Here is a 15,730-nt window from a genome sequence, read left to right on the forward strand (position 1 = left end):
CCAGGCGTTGGCTTACGCCGGGTCGCGCTTTCCGGCGCTGTCGGCGAGATGACGCCCGGCAATGTAGCCGAAGGTCAGCGCCGGCCCAAGCGTGATGCCGGCGCCGGGATAATTGCCGCCCATGATGCTCGCCATGTCGTTGCCGGCGGCATAGAGGCCGGGAATGACGCGGCCCTCGGCATCCAGCGCCCGCGCATTCGCGTCGGTGACGATGCCGGCATAGGTGCCGAGATCGCCGATCACCATCTTGATGGCGTAGAATGGGCCGTTCTCGATCGGCGCGATGCAGGGATTGGGGCCATGCATGGCGTCGCCCTGGTAACGGTTATAGGCCTTCGAGCCCTTGCCGAAGGCGGCGTCGTGGCCCTGTGGCGCGGTCGCATTGAACTGCTTGATCGTCTCGACGAAGGATTTTGCATCGATGCCGGCCTTCGCCGCCAGCGCTTCCAGCGTATCGCCGCGCATGAGGTAGCCGGTCTCGAGGTGGTGACCCAGCGGCATCGGGAACGGCGGCACGCAGCCGAGGCCGTATTTGCGTAGCGTCGGGTGATCGCAGATGAGATAGGCCGCGATCTCCTCGCCCGGCTTGGCGGCCTTGATCATGGCCTGGACGAAGTCGTGATAGGAATTTCCCTCATTGGCAAAGCGCTTGCCGTCGCGCATCACGGCGATCACGCCGGGCTTGGCCCGGTCGATGAAATGCGGCATCACGCCCTTCGAGCCGTCCTTGCGCGTGGTCAGCGACACCGGCACCCAGGCCGCCGCATTCGGCAGGCGATCCTCGACATGCCCGCCGGCGCTTTCGGCGAGCCGCAGACCGTCGCCGGTGTTGCCGGTCGGCCCCGGAGAATAATGCTCATTGCCGGTCGGTGCATGCGGGAACATTTTTCTGCGCCGCTCGACGTCATGCGGGAAACCGCCGCAGGCGAGCACGACGCCGCGGCGCGCCCGGACACGCACGTCGCGGCCTTCGCGCGACACGATGGCGCCGGTGACCGCGCCGTCCTCGACCGTCAGCTCGCGCACCGGCGAGGACAGCCACATCGGAATCTTCAGGTCGAGCGCGGATTTGGCGAGGCGCCCGGCGAGCGCATTGCCGTTGGTCAGCGTCATGCCGCGGCCATAGCGCAGCACGTCCATCAGGTGACGCGACAGGCGCTTTGCGACGTAGACCGCCGAGGTCAGCGACTTCGTCACCCGCATGAAGTGGATGATCTCCTTGCCGCTTCCGAGCATCATGCCGAACACGGTGAGCTCGGGCAGGGGCATGCCCAGCGTCTTGATGAGGCCGCCGAGCTCGCGGCCGTCAAACGGGCGCGTCACCATGGAACGGCCGCCCTGCGCGCCGCCCGGCGCCTCCGCGTGATAATCCGGAAACACCAGCGGCATGTCGAAGCGCAGCGCCGTCTTGGTGGTGAAGAAATCGACCGCCTCGGGGCCGGCGCTGAGGAAAGCATCGACACGTGCCGCATCGTAATTATTGCCGGCCTCGTGCCGCAGATAGGTGCTGGCCTGCTCCGGCGTCTCCGCGATGCCATAGGCCTTCGCCAGCGAGGTGCCGGGAATCCACAGCCAGCCACCGGAGCGGGCGGTGGTGCCGCCGAAGCGCGGGTCCTTTTCGACGATCAGCACATTCAGGCCGCGGGCGGCCGCGGTGATCGCGGCCGACATGCCGGAGCAACCCGATCCGGCCACGAGCACGTCGCACTCGTAAGTCTCAATTGCGCTATGCTCGTTGCCGGTCATCTCAGCCTCACTTCTTCAGGAGCGGACATTTGGACTCGGAGACCGGGCGGAAGGCGTCCTCGCCCTTCACGGTCTTGACGATGTCCAGATAGTCCCACGGCTCCTTCGACTGCTCGGGCGCCTTCACCTTGGCGAGATACATGTCGCGGATGACGCGGCCGTCCTCGCGCAGCTTGCCGCCGTGGACGAATGTATCCTCGATCGGCAGCTCGCGCATCTTGGCCATTACCTTGGCCGGATCGTCGGTGCCGGCGGCCTTGATACCCTTCAGATAGTGCAGCACCGAGCCGTAGACGCCGGTGTGGATCATGGTCGGCATCACCTTGGTGCGCTCGTAGAACTTCTTGGACCAGGCACGCGTCGCCTCGTCCATGGCCCAGTACGACGCCGTCGTCATGTAGGTGCCCTGCGCGGCCTTGAGGCCGACCGCGTGCACGTCGGTGTCGAACATCAAGAGGCCGACCAGCTTCTGGCCGCCCTGGACCAGGCCGAACTCGCCGGACTGCTTGATGGCGTTGTCGGTGTCCTGGCCGGCATTGGCGAAGGCGACCACGTCGGCTTTCGAGCTCTGCGCCTGCAGCGCGAACGAGGAAAAGTCCGCGGTGTTGGTCGGATGCTTGACGCCGCCGAGCACCTTGCCGCCCATTTCGTTGATGAAGCGGGTCGCGTCCTTTTCGAGCTGCTGGCCGAAGGCGTAGTCGGCCGTGATGAAGTACCAGGACTTGCCGCCCTCCTTGATCACGGCGGAGGCCGTCACCTTTGACAGCGCGTAGGTGTCGTAGGTGAAGTGCACGGTGTTCGGGCTGCACAGCTCGTCGGTCAGGGAGCTGGCGCCGGGGCCGGAGAGCAGGGCGATCTTGTTGCGCTCGCGGACCATGTTGTGCACGGCGATCGCGATGCCGGAATTGGGGATGTCGACGACGGCGTCGACCTTGCCGTTGTCGAACCAGCCGCGCACGATCTGCACGCCGACGTCGGTCTTCATCTGGTGGTCGGCGCTGATGATCTCGATCGGCTTGCCGAGCACGGTCGGCCCGAACTCCTCCACCGCCATCTTGGCGGCCTCGACCGAGCCCGGTCCTGAATTGTCGCGGCCCCAGCTCGACAGATCCGTCAGCACGCCGATCCGCACTGCGTCGTCGGAGACTTGCGCGGTGGCGGCAGTGGTCAAGGCATTCGAAGTCATGGCCGCGAGCATGGCGCAGGCCAGAAGCCCTCTCATGGTTGTTCCCTCTCTCTTATTGGCCGCATGGTGCGGCTGGTCGCTTTGGAGGTAAATTAGATATCAGCGAATTAGTTTGTCAATAACGAATGGTGGGGTGCAGCGGCTGACTGCAATAGGTGTCCCGCGCCTGTGAGCAGCCCTCAAAATCTTTTCGACCCGGCCCCTTGAAAGCGTTTTCCGATTTTCTAAGTCGTTTTTCGCCGCGAGAGCGGTGTGCCGGATGCCGGATCGGGTCCGGCACGGGCGCCGGGCCGGTCTTCTGACTCCGTCTGATATCCAGTCCTGCGCTCCTTCGTATCCATCTTGCTCTCAGGAGGACTTGGTTATGAGGACCAGTTTCGACTTCGCGCCCCTGTGGCGCTCCACCATCGGCTTCGATCACCTGGCCGACCTCGTCGACAGCACGCTGCGCCGGGCGACCGAGGACAATTATCCCCCCTGCAACATCGAACGCTCCGGCGAGGATCACTACCGCATCAGCCTTGCGGTGGCGGGCTTCGGCGCCAACGACATCACGGTGACGGCCGAACAGAACGCGCTCACGATCGAGGGCAGGAAACCCGAGACCGCCTCGCGGGAATATCTGTACCAGGGCATCGCTGCGCGACCGTTCCGGCGTGTGTTCAACCTTGCTGACTATGTCCAGGTGAAGCAGGCGTCCTTCCAGGACGGGCTCCTGATCATCGACCTCGTCCGCGAGATTCCGGAAGCAATGAAGCCGCGCCGTATCCCGATCTCGGGTGCTACGCCTGTCGCGTCGCAGATCGAGCAGAAGAAGGCTGCTTGAGGCGCGAGGCCAGCGTACGATCGACACACATTCATGTCGAACAGGACGGCGGCGGTTGCCGCCGCCGTCCCTTCGCCAACAAGTCCGTCCCTTGGAAAGGAGCATGAGGGAGGTTCACCAATGACCAACGTGAAGACTGATTCCGGCACACTCAACCCGCTGTTTCATCCCGCCGCCCACTACGACTCGCCTGCCGACGTCCTGAATGCGATGGAGCTCTCTCCGCCGGAGAAGCGGATCATCCTGTCGTCCTGGGCGTCCGACATGTACGCGGTCGAATCCTGTCCCGGATTGCGCGAGATTCCCGGGATGCGCCATACGGTCCGGCTCGCCGACATCCTGGCAGCACTGCGCAAGCTCGACGGCGACAACGACAATGACGATCCGCCGCGCGGCGGCGGCGTGCCGATGCGGTTGCGGCGGCCCTGGGCCGCCGCGGAGGGGCGAAGCCCATGATGCTCACGCAGACTGTCCTGGGACTCGTGCTGCTGGGCAGGCCTCGGCGGCCTTCGTCATGATCCGTAGGTTCTCGTAGCTCAGGCGGCGTGGTAATCCAGCTCGCCCAGGAGGTCGCGGAGCTGCCGACGCTCGCGTTCGATGCGTTGCCGATAAAGCTCGCGCTCATGCTCGGTCTTCGCGTTTGCGAGCAGCAGCTCGTAATGGCCGATCACCTTTTCGCTGCCGCGAATGAGCAGCTCCCGCTGACGGGTCATCGCGCCACCCCCATTGCCTCGGACGGCACTCCGGAGACATGGAGGTCAAGGAGGAGGGTCGCCGCGGCCAACTCATCGAGCGCCGACTTTTCTTCCACCAGGCGTCGCTCGATGAAATTGCGTTCCAGCTGCGATAGCCTTGTTTTCAGCAGCCGTCGGTAGCGGTGAATATTGTTGCGGTGCGCACGTATACGGGCCAATTTCTCGTCGAGCATCGTCGTCTCTCCAGACGGTCGCGTTGGATCCTTCGATTTCAGAGGGTGAGAAAGCACTTTCTCGGTCAGAAAAATATTCAGCGCGCAACGCGTGTCAAGATGTTCGAAGCTCGCGTTCGTTCCTGTTGCTGACACGCGGAAGATCGACTATCAGCCGGCTTGGCGCGCTTGACGCGGCCCAACGACAAGGAAGGGAGCCTGAGATGAACCGGACCTCACCAACGCGCCGCGAGCTGCTTGCAACCGCAGCGGCGGCCACCGCAGTGTCCATGGCAGAGGTCGTGCCGGCCACAGCGCAGGCCGGACCCAAGCCGATCTTTGCTGTGCCGATGGTGACGATCCCGATCGTCGGCGAGACCCAGGTGTTCCAGGTCCGGCGCATCTACTGCATCGGGCGCAATTATGCGGCGCATGCGATCGAGCGTGGCTCGGATCCGAACCGCGAGCCGCCGTTCTTCTTCCAGAAGCCGACCGACGCGATCCAGAACGTCGCCATCGGCGAGGTCGCCGATCATCCCTATCCGTCATTGACCAAGAACTATCATCACGAGGTCGAGCTGGTCGCCGCGCTGAAGTCCGGCGGCACCAACATTCCCGCCGACAAGGCGCTCGACCATGTCTATGGCTACGCGCTCGGCCTCGACATGACGCGGCGCGACCTCCAGAACGGCATGGCCGCCGAGAAGAAGCCTTGGGAAATCGGCAAGAGCTTTGACCATGCTGCCGTGCTCGGTCCGATTCATCCGGCCAGCAAGACCGGCCATTTCGAGAAGGGCGCGATCTCGCTGGCGGTCAACGGCAACGTCAAGCAGAACTCGGATCTCAGCAAGATGATCTGGAGCGTGGCCGAGCAGATCGCAAAGCTGTCGGAAGCGTTCGAGTTGAAGGCCGGCGACATCATCTATTCGGGCACGCCGGAGAATGTCGGTCCCGTCGTGAAGGGCGATGTGCTGCTATGCAAGCTCGAGGGCTTGCCGGATATGTCGATCAAGATCGTCTAGTTGGCTGCGCGCTCTCTGCGTGGCGAAGAGATCGCGTTTCAACTGCGCATCTTGGGACACGATAGTTCCCGCATCGTCATGGCCGGTCTCGTCCCGGCCATCCACGCCTTGCGACGCGGCACTGAGAACGTGGATGTCCGGGATTAGCTCGGGCATGACGACCTGTTGTGACGGCCGAGATGCGAGGATCCCGCCCACTGGCGGGAGGAGTGCCGCTGTCGCCGACGTCCGGGTTCCACCGGCCGATTGCCTTCTGTTGGCCGGCAAGCGAACCTCCTGTGGCCATATTTGAGCACGAGTGATTTCCCGTGAGGGAGGCGCTCCGATGACCAAAGCTCTGATCACTGCTGTCGCAATGCTGGCCTTTGTGCCGGTGAGCGCGGTTGCGCAGGAGCGCGCGGGCGATGCGGCGCTCGGCGCGGTGTCGGGCGCGGTCGTGCTGGGACCGGTCGGTGCCGTCGCCGGCGCCTTGATCGGCTACACCGCCGGGCCTTCGATCGCCCGGTCCTGGGGCGTGAGAGGTTCGCGGTCGGCAGGACACCGGCAGCCGCGGCGCGCGGCCGCGACTGGTAGCCCACCGCGCACGCGGCAGGCCATGAATGCCAACGGTCAGATGAGAGCTGCCGGCAATCCGGCTCCGCCGGTTCAAGCTGCGCCTGCCGCGCCGACGCAAGCCCCGGCGCCGCCCGTTCAGGGCTTCGACTGAGACCGCAGCCTCAAGCCGACGCCTTCGGCCGCAGCCGGTCGACCGTGCGCGCGATCAGCGCGGCGACCTCGCCGACCTTGGGGCCGATGCGGAATTCCGGGCCTGCGACGACGACCGAGAGACGGCGATCGCCGACCGGCAGGGGGATGGCCGCGCCGGCAAGGTCGCGGCTGTAATCGCCAAAGCTCTGGCAATAGCCGCGCGCGATCGAATTGCGCAGCTCGGTCTCCACGGCCTCGATGCTGATCGGTGTCGACGGGCCGTATTGCTTGAACTCGATCTTGCGATAGACCGAGTCGCGCTCTTCCTGGGAATATTGCAGCAGCAGCGCGCGGCCGCTTGCGGTCGCATGGATCGGCACGCGGTGGCCGATGGTGGCGAAATAGCGGATCGCGGCGGCGGATTCGACGACGTCGATGAACACGGCCATGACGCCGGCCGGCGCCACGATCGACGCGGTCTCGCCGGTCTCGGCGGAGAGGTCGGCGATCAGCTGATGCGTCCATGGCGGCAGCGGCTCGACCTCGGAGATCATCCGCGCCATGGCGAGCCAGCGCGGCGTCGGGTAGAAGCCGGCGCGCGGCCGCGGCTCATAGAGATAGCCCTTCTCCGACAGCGTCGCGAGCAGGTTGAAGGTCGAGGAGCGCGGCCAGCCGAAATGATCGGCGATCTCCGCAAGCGTCGCCGGCTTCCTCGCCTGCGCGAAGAATTCCATGATCTCCAGGACGTTTGCGGCTTGGCGAACGATCATGGCGGGCTTTGCGTCCTGAACTAGAGCGTTTTCAAGCGAAGTGGATACCGGTTCGCGTTAAGAAAACGCGTCAAACAAGAATCCAGAGCCCAGTTCCGATTCCATCGGAACTGGGCTCTAGGGCTGACCGAGGATCTTCTTCGCGGCGCGAAGATGCGGCTTGTCGATCATCTGGCCGTCGAGCCGCAGCGTGCCGGAATTCGGATTGCTGGCGAATGCCGCAATCACCTTCTGCGCCCAGGTGCGTTCCGCCTCGGTCGGATCGAATGCGGTGTTGACCACATCGACATGCTTCGGGTGGATCAAGGCCTTGGCGGAAAAACCGTCGCGCCGCGCCGCGCGCGTCTCCTGCTCGAGGCCGGCGAGGTTGTCGATATCGGTATAGACGGTGTCGATCGGCGCGACGTCGGCCGCGGCCGCCGCCATCAGGCAGAGATCGCGCGCGAGGCGATAGGGGCTGTGGAACACGCCGCCCGAGGCTTTCTCGGTGGCGCCGAGAGACGCAGAGAGATCCTCCGCGCCCCACATCAGGCCGGCGAGACGGGGAGAGCAGCCCTTGTAGCTGCCGAGCCCGAAGATCGAGCTGGCCGTCTCCGTCGCCACGCAGACGATGCGGGTGGTGCCGACCGCGATGCCGGCCGCAGCTTCCAGCGCTTCGAGCCAGGTCGCGACCTGCCGCACGTCATCACCGCCTTGCGATTTCGGCAGCACGATACCATCGGGCCGGCCCGGCAGTACCGCGGCGAGATCGGCCAGCGTCATGCCGGTGTCGAGCGCGTTGACGCGGACATAAAGCTGGTGCGGGCCGGGGCGGCCCTTCAGCATCGCCAGCGTCAGGCTGCGCGCCTCCGGCTTCTTCTCGGTGACGACGGAGTCCTCGAGGTCAATGATCAGCGCGTCGGCCTTGCCTTCGCTCGCCTTCTCGAATTTGCGCGGGGAATCGCCCGGCACGAACAGCATCGAACGCATCAGACCGGCCTCTTGTGCATCATCGCCATGCGGCGGCATTTTCCGACGATCTCGTCGTTCTGGTTCAGAGCGTGGTGCTCGAACTCGACGATGCCCGCTTTCGGGCGCGATTTGGATTCCCTCAACGAAAGCACCTTCGTCGTCGCCCGCAAGGTGTCGCCATGGAAGACCGGCTTCGGAAAGGTGACGTCGGTCATGCCGAGATTGGCGACGGTTGTGCCCATGGTCGTATCATAGACCGTCATGCCGATCATGATGCCGAGGGTGTAAAGGCTGTTGAAAATGCGCTGGCCGAACTCGGTCTTCTCGGAGAAATGGGCGTCGATGTGCAGCGGCTGCGGATTGAGTGTCAGCAGGCTGAACATGGTGTTGTCCATCTCCGTGACGGTCCGCGTCAGCGGATGCCTGAACTCCTGGCCCACGGAAAAGTCTTCGAAATAAAGTCCGGCCATCGCGGTTTCCTCCCTGTGTATCATTGCGATCTGGCCAGCGCCCGCGCTCAAGGCGGCGCTGCCAGGTGAACTGCCTTCCGCTCTGCGAGCTGGTCGATCTCCTCAAGCGAGAAGCCGGCCTCGCGCAGAATGTCGCGGCCGTGCTGGCCGAGCGTCGGTGCGGGACCGGCGGCTTCCGGCTGGGTCACGCTCCAGGTCGAGGGCACGCGCATCTGGCGGATGCGGCCTTCGACGGGATGATCGACCGTCTTGAAAAAGCCGACCGCATCCAGATGCGGATCGTAGAGGATCGTCTCCAGCGTGTGCATCGGCATCACCGGAATGTCGGCGCGCTCCAGCAATTCGCGCCATTCCGCGGTGGTGCGCGTCGTGAAGATCTCGCCGATCTCTGCGTAGATCTCGTCGATATGCCTGGTGCGCGCGGCGTGGTTGGCGAAGCGCGGCTGCTGCAGGAATTCCGGCCGGCCGATCGCCTCGAAGAAGCTGCGCCAGTGCTTGTCGTTGTAGATGAGGACGCAGAGATAGCCGTCGCTGGTCTTGTAGGGCTTTCGATAGCGCGACAGCAGGCGGGGATAGCCGCCATGATCAAGCGGCGGATCGTAGGTGAGTCCGCCCAGATGATCGACCAGCACGAACTCGGCCATGGATTCGAACATCGGCACATCGATGCGCTGGCCGACACCGGTGCGCTGCTGGTGCATCAACCCGCCCATGATCGCATTGACCATCATCAGGCCGACGATGCGGTCGGCGATGGTGACGGGGACGTAGCGCGGCGTGCCGTCGCCGGCGGCGGCGAGCAATGTCGGAATCGTCGCCGCACCCTGGATCAGATCGTCATAGGCGGGCTTGGCCGCGTAGGGCCCGGACTGGCCGTAGCCGAATGCACCGACATAGACGAGCGCGGGGTTGATCGCGCGGAGCGTCTCGTAGTCGAGGCCGAGCCGCGCCATGGCCTGCGGGCGCACATTGTAGACCAGCGCGTTGGCGCGCTTGGCGAGCCGCAGCAGCGCGTCGCGGCCTTCCGTCTTCTTGAGGTCGAGCACGATGCTGCGCTTGCCGCGATTGGCATTGAGGAACATGCCGCCCATGCCGGGCGTGCGGCCGGGTCCGATCTGCCGGACGATGTCACCGTCGGGGCTTTCGACCTTGATGACATCAGCGCCCATGTCGGCCAGCACCTGCGTGCCGTAGGGACCCATCAGCACCGAGGTCAGGTCGAGAACGGTGAAGCCGGCGAGCGGTCCCATAGAGCCTCGTGAGATAAATTCATATACGTGGAATTAGAGTTCATAAACTTGAGGTGTCAATTCGCGGTTCGCGATCTTCGGCGCATAGCTCCATGCATAGTTCATATACTTGACAGATAAATTCACATATATGTACATCGTCTTCAAGCAAGAAGTGGAGCCTGTCCGGTGGCAGCAGATGGCTGTCGCGCGGCGTGATGGCGCGTCAGGGAGAAAGCGAATGAAGAGAAATTGGGTCTGGGCCGCCGCTGCGTTGGCACTCTTGTTGCCGGTCTCGACATTGCCGGCGCAAGCGCTCGAACTGAAGGTCGCCGACAGCTTCCCCGCCGACCACTATCTCGTCCGTCTGATGCTGAAGCCCTGGATGGACGATGTCGCCAAGCGCACCAACGGCGCCGTGACCTTCACGCACTATCCCAACCAGCAGATCGGCAAGGCCACCGACATGCTGCGGCTGACCCAGTCCGGCGTGGTCGACATCGGCTACATCGGGCCGTCCTACGTCTCGGACAAGATGCCGCTCTCCGAGGTCGCGCAATTGCCGGGTGCGTTCGCAACCAGCTGCCAGGGCACACTGGCTTACTGGAAGTCGGCGCGCGAAGGCATCCTGGCCAAACAGGAATATGCGCCGAACAAGATCAAGCTGCTGATGGCCGTGGTGCTGCCGCCCTATCAGGTGTGGACCGCCAAGGCGAAGGTCGAGTCCATCAAGGACATGCAGGGACTGAAGCTGCGCACCACCGGCGGCGCGCAGGATCTGACCGTACGCACGCTCGGCGCAGTGCCGGTGCGCATGGCCGCGCCCGACGCCTATGAATCGCTGTCGCGCGGCACGATGGACGGCCTGCTCTTCCCCATGGACAGCGTCGTCGCCTACGGCCTCGACAAGCTCGTCAAATACGCGACCGAGGGCGTCAGCTTCGGCAGCTTCATCGTTGCCTATTCGATCAATCAATCGGTCTGGGACAAGCTGCCTGACGACGTGAAGAAGGCGATGGACGCGGCCTCGGAAGCGATCACGCCGAAGGCCTGCGCCGACGTCGACAAGGAGCAGGACGCGACGCAGCAGAAGATGAAGGACCAGGGCATCAGCTTCACCGCGCTGCCCGAGGCGACCCGCGCGGAGATCAAGGAGAAGCTGAAGGGCGTTGCGCAGGAATGGGCGACGGCGCTGGACGGCCGCGGCAAGCAGGCCTCTGCCGCCCTTAAGGAGTTCGAAGGTCTGCTCGCGACGGGCGGTGCGAAGTAGCGCGGCGCGATCGCAGCGGATGAGGGGAGGCGAGGGATGATCAAGCGAGCAACGGATGTGCTCGGCGCGCTGGAGCACGCGCTGACGGTGATCGCCGCGATCGCGCTGTTTGCGATCATGGCGTTGGTCGTGGCCGACGTGTTCATGCGTTATGTCCTGAACAGCCCGTTCTCCTTCACCTACGACCTGATCGGGCTCTATCTGCTGGCCGGCGTGTTCTTCCTGACGCTGTCCGATACGCTGCGCGTGCATGCGCATGTCGGCGTGGACATCCTGCTCTCCCGCCTCCCGCCGGCAGGCCGGCGGCTGTCGGAGATCGTTACCGCACTCACCGGCCTGTTCGTGTTCGTCCTGATCTGCAAGGTCGGGTTCGAACGCGCGCTGGAAAATTACGAGCAGCACGACGTGCTCGCCGGCGCCATCCCGTGGCCGACCTGGATCTCGGCCGCGCTGGTGCCGTTCGGCTGCGGCGTGCTCGTGCTGCGGCTGGTGCTGCAGCTCCTCGGCAACGTCCTCAGCCTCGTCACGGGGCGAGACCTGTTTCCCTTGCCGCCTGTCAGTGAGACCGGCGAAGCTCACTCCTTCGAATAACGGCGGCCGCGATGACAGTCATAGTCGTGCTTGCACTCCTATTTGTGCTGCTGGCGATCGGCACGCCGGTCGGTTTCGCCATGGGATTCGCCGGCTCGGTCGGCCTCCTCATGGTCGGCGGCACCGGCACGCTGTTCGGCATTCTGCAGACGGCGCCGCTCTCGACAGTGTCGGCCTATGAGCTGATCACCATTCCGATGTTCCTCCTGATGGCGGATCTCGTTCTGCTGTCGGGCGTCGCCGACGACATGTTCAAAACGGCTTCGGCGTGGGTCGGCCGCATCCCGGGCGGGCTCGGCATGGCGACCGCGCTCGCCGGCGCCGGCTTCGGTGCGATCTGCGGCACCTCGACGGCCTCGGCCGCGACGCTGTCCTCGACCAGCCTGCCGGCCATGATCCGCCAGGGCTACGAGCCCAAGATGGCGGCCGGCGTCGTCGCGATCTCGGGCACGCTGGCGATGTTGATCCCGCCGAGCGTGGCGCTGGTGATCTTCGGCCTGCTCGCCGAGGTCAATATCGGCCAGCTCCTGATCGGCGGCATCATTCCGGCGATCCTCGTGACCGCCACCATCATGGCGACGATCTATTTCCTGGTCTGGCAGGACCCGTCGCGGGCTCCGCGCATCGAGCCGGTGTCCTGGCGCGAGCGGTTCTCGCTGCTGTGGAAGGTCGGCCCGATGGCGCTGCTGTTCTCGCTCGTCACCGGCACCATCTATCTCGGCGTCGCGACGCCGACCGAAGCTTCGGCGCTCGGCGCTGCGGGTGCGCTGCTGCTTGCCATCGCCAAGGGCCGGGTGACGCCGGGCTCGCTCTACAAGGCCCTGCTCAGCGCCTGCCACGGCACCTGCATGATCGTGACGATCCTCGTCGGCGCATCGATCTTCGGCTATTTCTTCACGCTCACCCATGTGACGCAGGACCTCGTCGCTTGGGTCGGGTCCTTGCAGACCTCGCGCTATGTGATCATCACGCTGATCCTGTTCGGCTACATCGTGCTCGGCTCCTTCATGGACCAGATCGCGATCCTGGTCTTGACCGTGCCGATCGTGCTGCCGCTGATCAAGACGCTCGGCTTCGACCCGATCTGGTTCGGCGTCATCAAGATCGTCACCGCCGAAGTCGGCATGATCACGCCGCCGGTGGGCCTCAACTGCTTCATCGTCGCCCGCTACGCCAAGCGGCCGGTGGCGGAGGTGTTCCACGGCACCTTCCCGCATTTCATCGCGCACCTGATTGCGATCGCGATTTTGGTGGCGTTTCCGTCTATCATCCTCTGGCTGCCCTCGCAGATGGGGCGCTAGGAACAACGAGCCTCCACAAGGAGACCATCATGGATTTCGCGCTCACCGATCAGCAGGAAGCCATTCGCGACGCCATCGCAAAAATCTGCGAGGGCTTTCCGGATGCCTATTGGCTGAAGAAGGACCACGACGGCGGCTTCCCGCACGATTTCCACAAGGCGTTGGCCGACGCTGGCTGGCTCGGCATCTGCGTACCCGAGGAATATGGCGGCTCGGGCCTCGGCATCACCGAAGCTGCGATCATGATGCGCACCATCGCGGAGTCCGGCGCCGGCATGTCCGGTGCGTCCGCGGTCCACATCAACGTATTCGGTCTCAATCCCGTCGTCGTGTTCGGCACCGAGGAGCAGCGCAAGCGCATGTTGCCGCCGATGGTCGAGGGCCGGGAGAAGGCGTGCTTTGCGGTCACCGAGCCCAACACCGGCCTCAACACCACGCAGCTCAAGACCCGCGCGGTGGCCAAGAATGATCGCTACATCGTCAACGGCCAGAAGGTGTGGATCTCGACTGCGCAGGTCGCGCACAAGATCCTGCTGCTGGCGCGCACCACGCCGCTGGAGGAGGTGCGCTCGCCGACCCACGGCCTCAGCCTGTTCTACACCGATTTCGACCGGAAGAAGATCAAGGTCCATGAGATCGAGAAGATGGGCCGCAAGATCGTCGATTCCAACGAGCTGTTCTTCGAGGACTTTGAGATCCCGATGGAGGATCGCATCGGCGAAGAGGGCAAGGGGTTTCAGTACATCCTGGAAGGCATGAACCCGGAGCGAATTCTCATCGCGGCCGAGGCGGTTGGTTTGGGAAAACTCGCACTGTCGCGCGCGACCGAATACGCCAAGACGCGCGTTGTCTTCAACCGGCCGATCGGCAAAAACCAGGGCATCCAGCATCCGCTCGCGGTGAACTGGGTCGAGCTCGAGGCGGCCTGGCTGATGGTGATGCAGGCGGCCTGGCAATACGACAAGGGCCTGCCCTGCGGGGCCGGCGCGAACGCCGCGAAGTATTTTGCGGGCGAAGCCGGCTACCATGCCTGCGAGCAGGCGGTGATGACCCATGGCGGCTTTGGCTACGCCAAGGAATTCCACGTCGAGCGTTACCTGCGCGAAGTGCTGATCCCGCGCATCGCACCTGTCAGCCCGCAGCTCGCGCTCAGTTTTATTGCGGAAAAGGTGCTCGGGCTCGCCAAGTCATACTAGGCGCAGCGCCCGGGGCGGATCGCCATGAACCTCGCTCAACTTCTCCTCCGTGCTGCCAAGGCTGATGCGTCGGCGCCGGCGCTGCTGAAGGGATTGACGCCGGTTGCCGATTACGGCCGGCTCGCCGCAACCGTGGCCTCGCTGGCGGCTTCGCTGCGCCAGCGTATGGGTCTCGCCAAAGGTGACCGCGTCGCGCTGCTGATGAAGAACGTGCCCGAGTACGTCGCCTGCCTCTATGCCTGCTGGCACGCCGGGCTGGTGGCAGTGCCCATCAACGCCAAGCTGCATCCGCGCGAGGTCGCGTTCATTCTCGACAATTCAAGCGCTGCGCTTGTGTTCGTGACCGAGGACATGGCGGGCGTTGCGTCGGAGGCGCTGGCGCTCGCTGCCGTCAAGCCGCTTGCGATCGAGATCGGCTCGGCCGAGTATCGCGCGCTGGAGAAGGCTGACGGTGCCGGCATCGCCGATGTCGCAATCGCTGATCCCGCCTGGATCTTCTACACCAGCGGCACCACCGGCCGGCCCAAGGGCGCCGTGCTCAGCCATCGCAATCTTCTGGCGATGTCGCTGAACTATCTCGCCGAGATCAATCCGATCGTCCCGGGCGAAGCGCTCTTGCACGCTGCGCCGATGTCGCACGGCTCCGGCCTCTACATGGTGCCCCACGTGCTCGGCATGGGCGCGCAGATGATTCCCGAGAGCGGCCGCTTCGAGCCTGATGAGATTCTTGAGCTGACGGAAAAGCGCGACGGCATCTCGTTCTTCGCCGCACCCACCATGGTGCGACGCCTGACGGTCGCCGCGGAAGCAACAGGTGCGAGCGCGCCGGGGTTGAAGACCATAATCTATGGCGGCGGCCCCATGTACGTCGCGGACTGCAAGGCGGCACTCAGCGTGTTCGGTCCCAAGCTGGCGCAGATCTACGGCCAGGGCGAGACGCCGATGACGATCACGCACCTGCCGAAGCGCATGCATGCCGACACCAGACATCCCCGCTACGAGGAGCGTCTCGCCTCGGTCGGCATCGCCCAGGGCGTCGTGCAGGTGCGCACCGTGGACGAGAAGGGCCGCGACGTCGCTCCTGGCGAGATCGGCGAGATCATCGTGCGCGGCGACACCGTGATGTCCGGCTATTGGCAGAATCCGGACGCCACCGCGATCACCTTGCGCGACGGCTGGCTCTACACCGGCGACATGGGCGCCTTCGACGCCGACGGCTTCCTGACGCTGAAGGACCGCTCCAAGGACGTCATCATCTCCGGCGGCACCAACATCTATCCGCGCGAGGTCGAGGAAGTGTTGTTGCGGCACGAGGCCGTGGCCGAAGTCTCGGTGATCGGCCGGCCGCATCCGGAGTGGGGCGAGGAGGTCGTGGCGGTGGTCGTCGCCGTCGCGGACATGGCCGTGACGCGCGAGGAGCTCGACCAGATCTGCAATGCCTGGATCGCGCGCTTCAAGCGACCGAAGCACTATTATACGACCAGCGAGCTGCCCAAGAACAGCTACGGCAAGATCGTGAAGACCGAGCTCCGGACGCTCCTGGCTGAATCCTCCACGCGCCTCACCCCGATGGGCTGA

At 64.6% G+C, this 15,730-nt stretch carries 17 protein-coding genes; 9 read left to right on the top strand and 8 right to left on the bottom strand.

The features are described from left to right. Positions 1-12: 12 nt before the first annotated feature. Together Q0743_RS15810 and Q0743_RS15815 are read right to left on the bottom strand one after the other, a co-directional pair. A complete protein-coding gene (locus tag Q0743_RS15810; protein ID WP_298242442.1) occupies positions 13-1,746 on the bottom strand; it encodes an FAD-dependent oxidoreductase in 1,734 nt (577 codons plus the stop codon). 7 nt (positions 1,747-1,753) lie between these two features. After that, positions 1,754-2,968, bottom strand: coding sequence for an ABC transporter substrate-binding protein (locus Q0743_RS15815; RefSeq protein WP_298242443.1), 1,215 nt, complete (start codon positions 2,966-2,968; stop codon positions 1,754-1,756). A gap of 328 nt (positions 2,969-3,296) precedes the next feature. Between Q0743_RS15815 and Q0743_RS15820 the strand changes: the two genes are divergently transcribed. Both Q0743_RS15820 and Q0743_RS15825 read left to right on the top strand, forming a co-directional pair. Continuing rightward, the gene (locus Q0743_RS15820) at positions 3,297-3,758 is read left to right on the top strand and encodes an Hsp20 family protein (protein WP_298242444.1); all 462 of its coding nucleotides are present in this window, start codon (positions 3,297-3,299) and stop codon (positions 3,756-3,758) included. 120 nt (positions 3,759-3,878) lie between these two features. Beyond that, complete coding sequence (locus tag Q0743_RS15825; RefSeq protein WP_298242445.1) at positions 3,879-4,214, top strand: hypothetical protein; 336 nt, start codon at positions 3,879-3,881, stop codon at positions 4,212-4,214. Positions 4,215-4,294: 80 nt separating this feature from the next. Here the strand turns inward: Q0743_RS15825 and Q0743_RS15830 are convergent, their stop codons facing one another. Continuing rightward, positions 4,295-4,471, bottom strand: coding sequence for a hypothetical protein (locus Q0743_RS15830; RefSeq protein ID WP_298242446.1), 177 nt, complete (start codon positions 4,469-4,471; stop codon positions 4,295-4,297). Beyond that, the gene (locus Q0743_RS15835) at positions 4,468-4,686 is read right to left on the bottom strand and encodes a hypothetical protein (RefSeq protein WP_298242447.1); all 219 of its coding nucleotides are present in this window, start codon (positions 4,684-4,686) and stop codon (positions 4,468-4,470) included. Before Q0743_RS15835 ends, Q0743_RS15830 begins: the two co-directional genes overlap by 4 nt. Positions 4,687-4,889: 203 nt before the next feature. Between Q0743_RS15835 and Q0743_RS15840 the strand changes: the two genes are divergently transcribed. Beyond that, complete coding sequence (locus Q0743_RS15840; RefSeq protein WP_298242448.1) at positions 4,890-5,687, top strand: fumarylacetoacetate hydrolase family protein; 798 nt, start codon at positions 4,890-4,892, stop codon at positions 5,685-5,687. Positions 5,688-6,012: 325 nt separating this feature from the next. After that, a complete protein-coding gene (locus tag Q0743_RS15845) occupies positions 6,013-6,393 on the top strand; it encodes a hypothetical protein (RefSeq protein ID WP_298242449.1) in 381 nt (126 codons plus the stop codon). A gap of 10 nt (positions 6,394-6,403) precedes the next feature. Here Q0743_RS15845 and Q0743_RS15850 read toward each other — a convergent pair whose 3' ends face one another. The 4 genes from Q0743_RS15850 to Q0743_RS15865 all read right to left on the bottom strand — a co-directional run bounded on the left by Q0743_RS15850 (position 6,404) and on the right by Q0743_RS15865 (position 9,815). Next, entirely contained in the window at positions 6,404-7,144 is a 741-nt protein-coding gene (locus Q0743_RS15850; protein WP_298242450.1) for an IclR family transcriptional regulator, read from the bottom strand. Between the two features lie 117 nt (positions 7,145-7,261). Further along, positions 7,262-8,113, bottom strand: coding sequence for a CoA ester lyase (locus tag Q0743_RS15855; protein WP_298242451.1), 852 nt, complete (start codon positions 8,111-8,113; stop codon positions 7,262-7,264). Next, positions 8,113-8,589, bottom strand: coding sequence for a MaoC family dehydratase (locus Q0743_RS15860; protein WP_367184917.1), 477 nt, complete (start codon positions 8,587-8,589; stop codon positions 8,113-8,115). The genes Q0743_RS15855 and Q0743_RS15860 overlap by 1 nt, the downstream gene beginning before the upstream one ends. Positions 8,590-8,612: 23 nt before the next feature. After that, complete coding sequence (locus Q0743_RS15865) at positions 8,613-9,815, bottom strand: CoA transferase (RefSeq protein ID WP_298242452.1); 1,203 nt, start codon at positions 9,813-9,815, stop codon at positions 8,613-8,615. Positions 9,816-10,035: 220 nt separating this feature from the next. On the opposite strand from Q0743_RS15865, the gene dctP reads away from it, so the two are divergent. From dctP to Q0743_RS15890, 5 genes are read left to right on the top strand one after another with little or no spacing between them, the layout of a single operon-like run. Next, a complete protein-coding gene (dctP, locus tag Q0743_RS15870) occupies positions 10,036-11,064 on the top strand; it encodes a TRAP transporter substrate-binding protein DctP (RefSeq protein ID WP_298242453.1) in 1,029 nt (342 codons plus the stop codon). Between the two features lie 36 nt (positions 11,065-11,100). Next, entirely contained in the window at positions 11,101-11,655 is a 555-nt protein-coding gene (locus Q0743_RS15875) for a TRAP transporter small permease (RefSeq protein ID WP_298242454.1), read from the top strand. Between the two features lie 11 nt (positions 11,656-11,666). After that, complete coding sequence (locus Q0743_RS15880; RefSeq protein WP_298242455.1) at positions 11,667-12,956, top strand: TRAP transporter large permease; 1,290 nt, start codon at positions 11,667-11,669, stop codon at positions 12,954-12,956. A gap of 29 nt (positions 12,957-12,985) precedes the next feature. Beyond that, on the top strand, positions 12,986-14,152 hold the full coding sequence (locus Q0743_RS15885; protein WP_212026728.1) for an acyl-CoA dehydrogenase family protein: 1,167 nt from the start codon (positions 12,986-12,988) through the stop codon (positions 14,150-14,152). A 24-nt stretch (positions 14,153-14,176) separates the two neighbouring features. Next, the gene (locus tag Q0743_RS15890; RefSeq protein WP_298242456.1) at positions 14,177-15,730 is read left to right on the top strand and encodes an AMP-binding protein; all 1,554 of its coding nucleotides are present in this window, start codon (positions 14,177-14,179) and stop codon (positions 15,728-15,730) included.

The organism is uncultured Bradyrhizobium sp., from assembly GCF_936943645.1.
Taxonomy (GTDB): Bacteria; Pseudomonadota; Alphaproteobacteria; order Rhizobiales; family Xanthobacteraceae; genus Bradyrhizobium.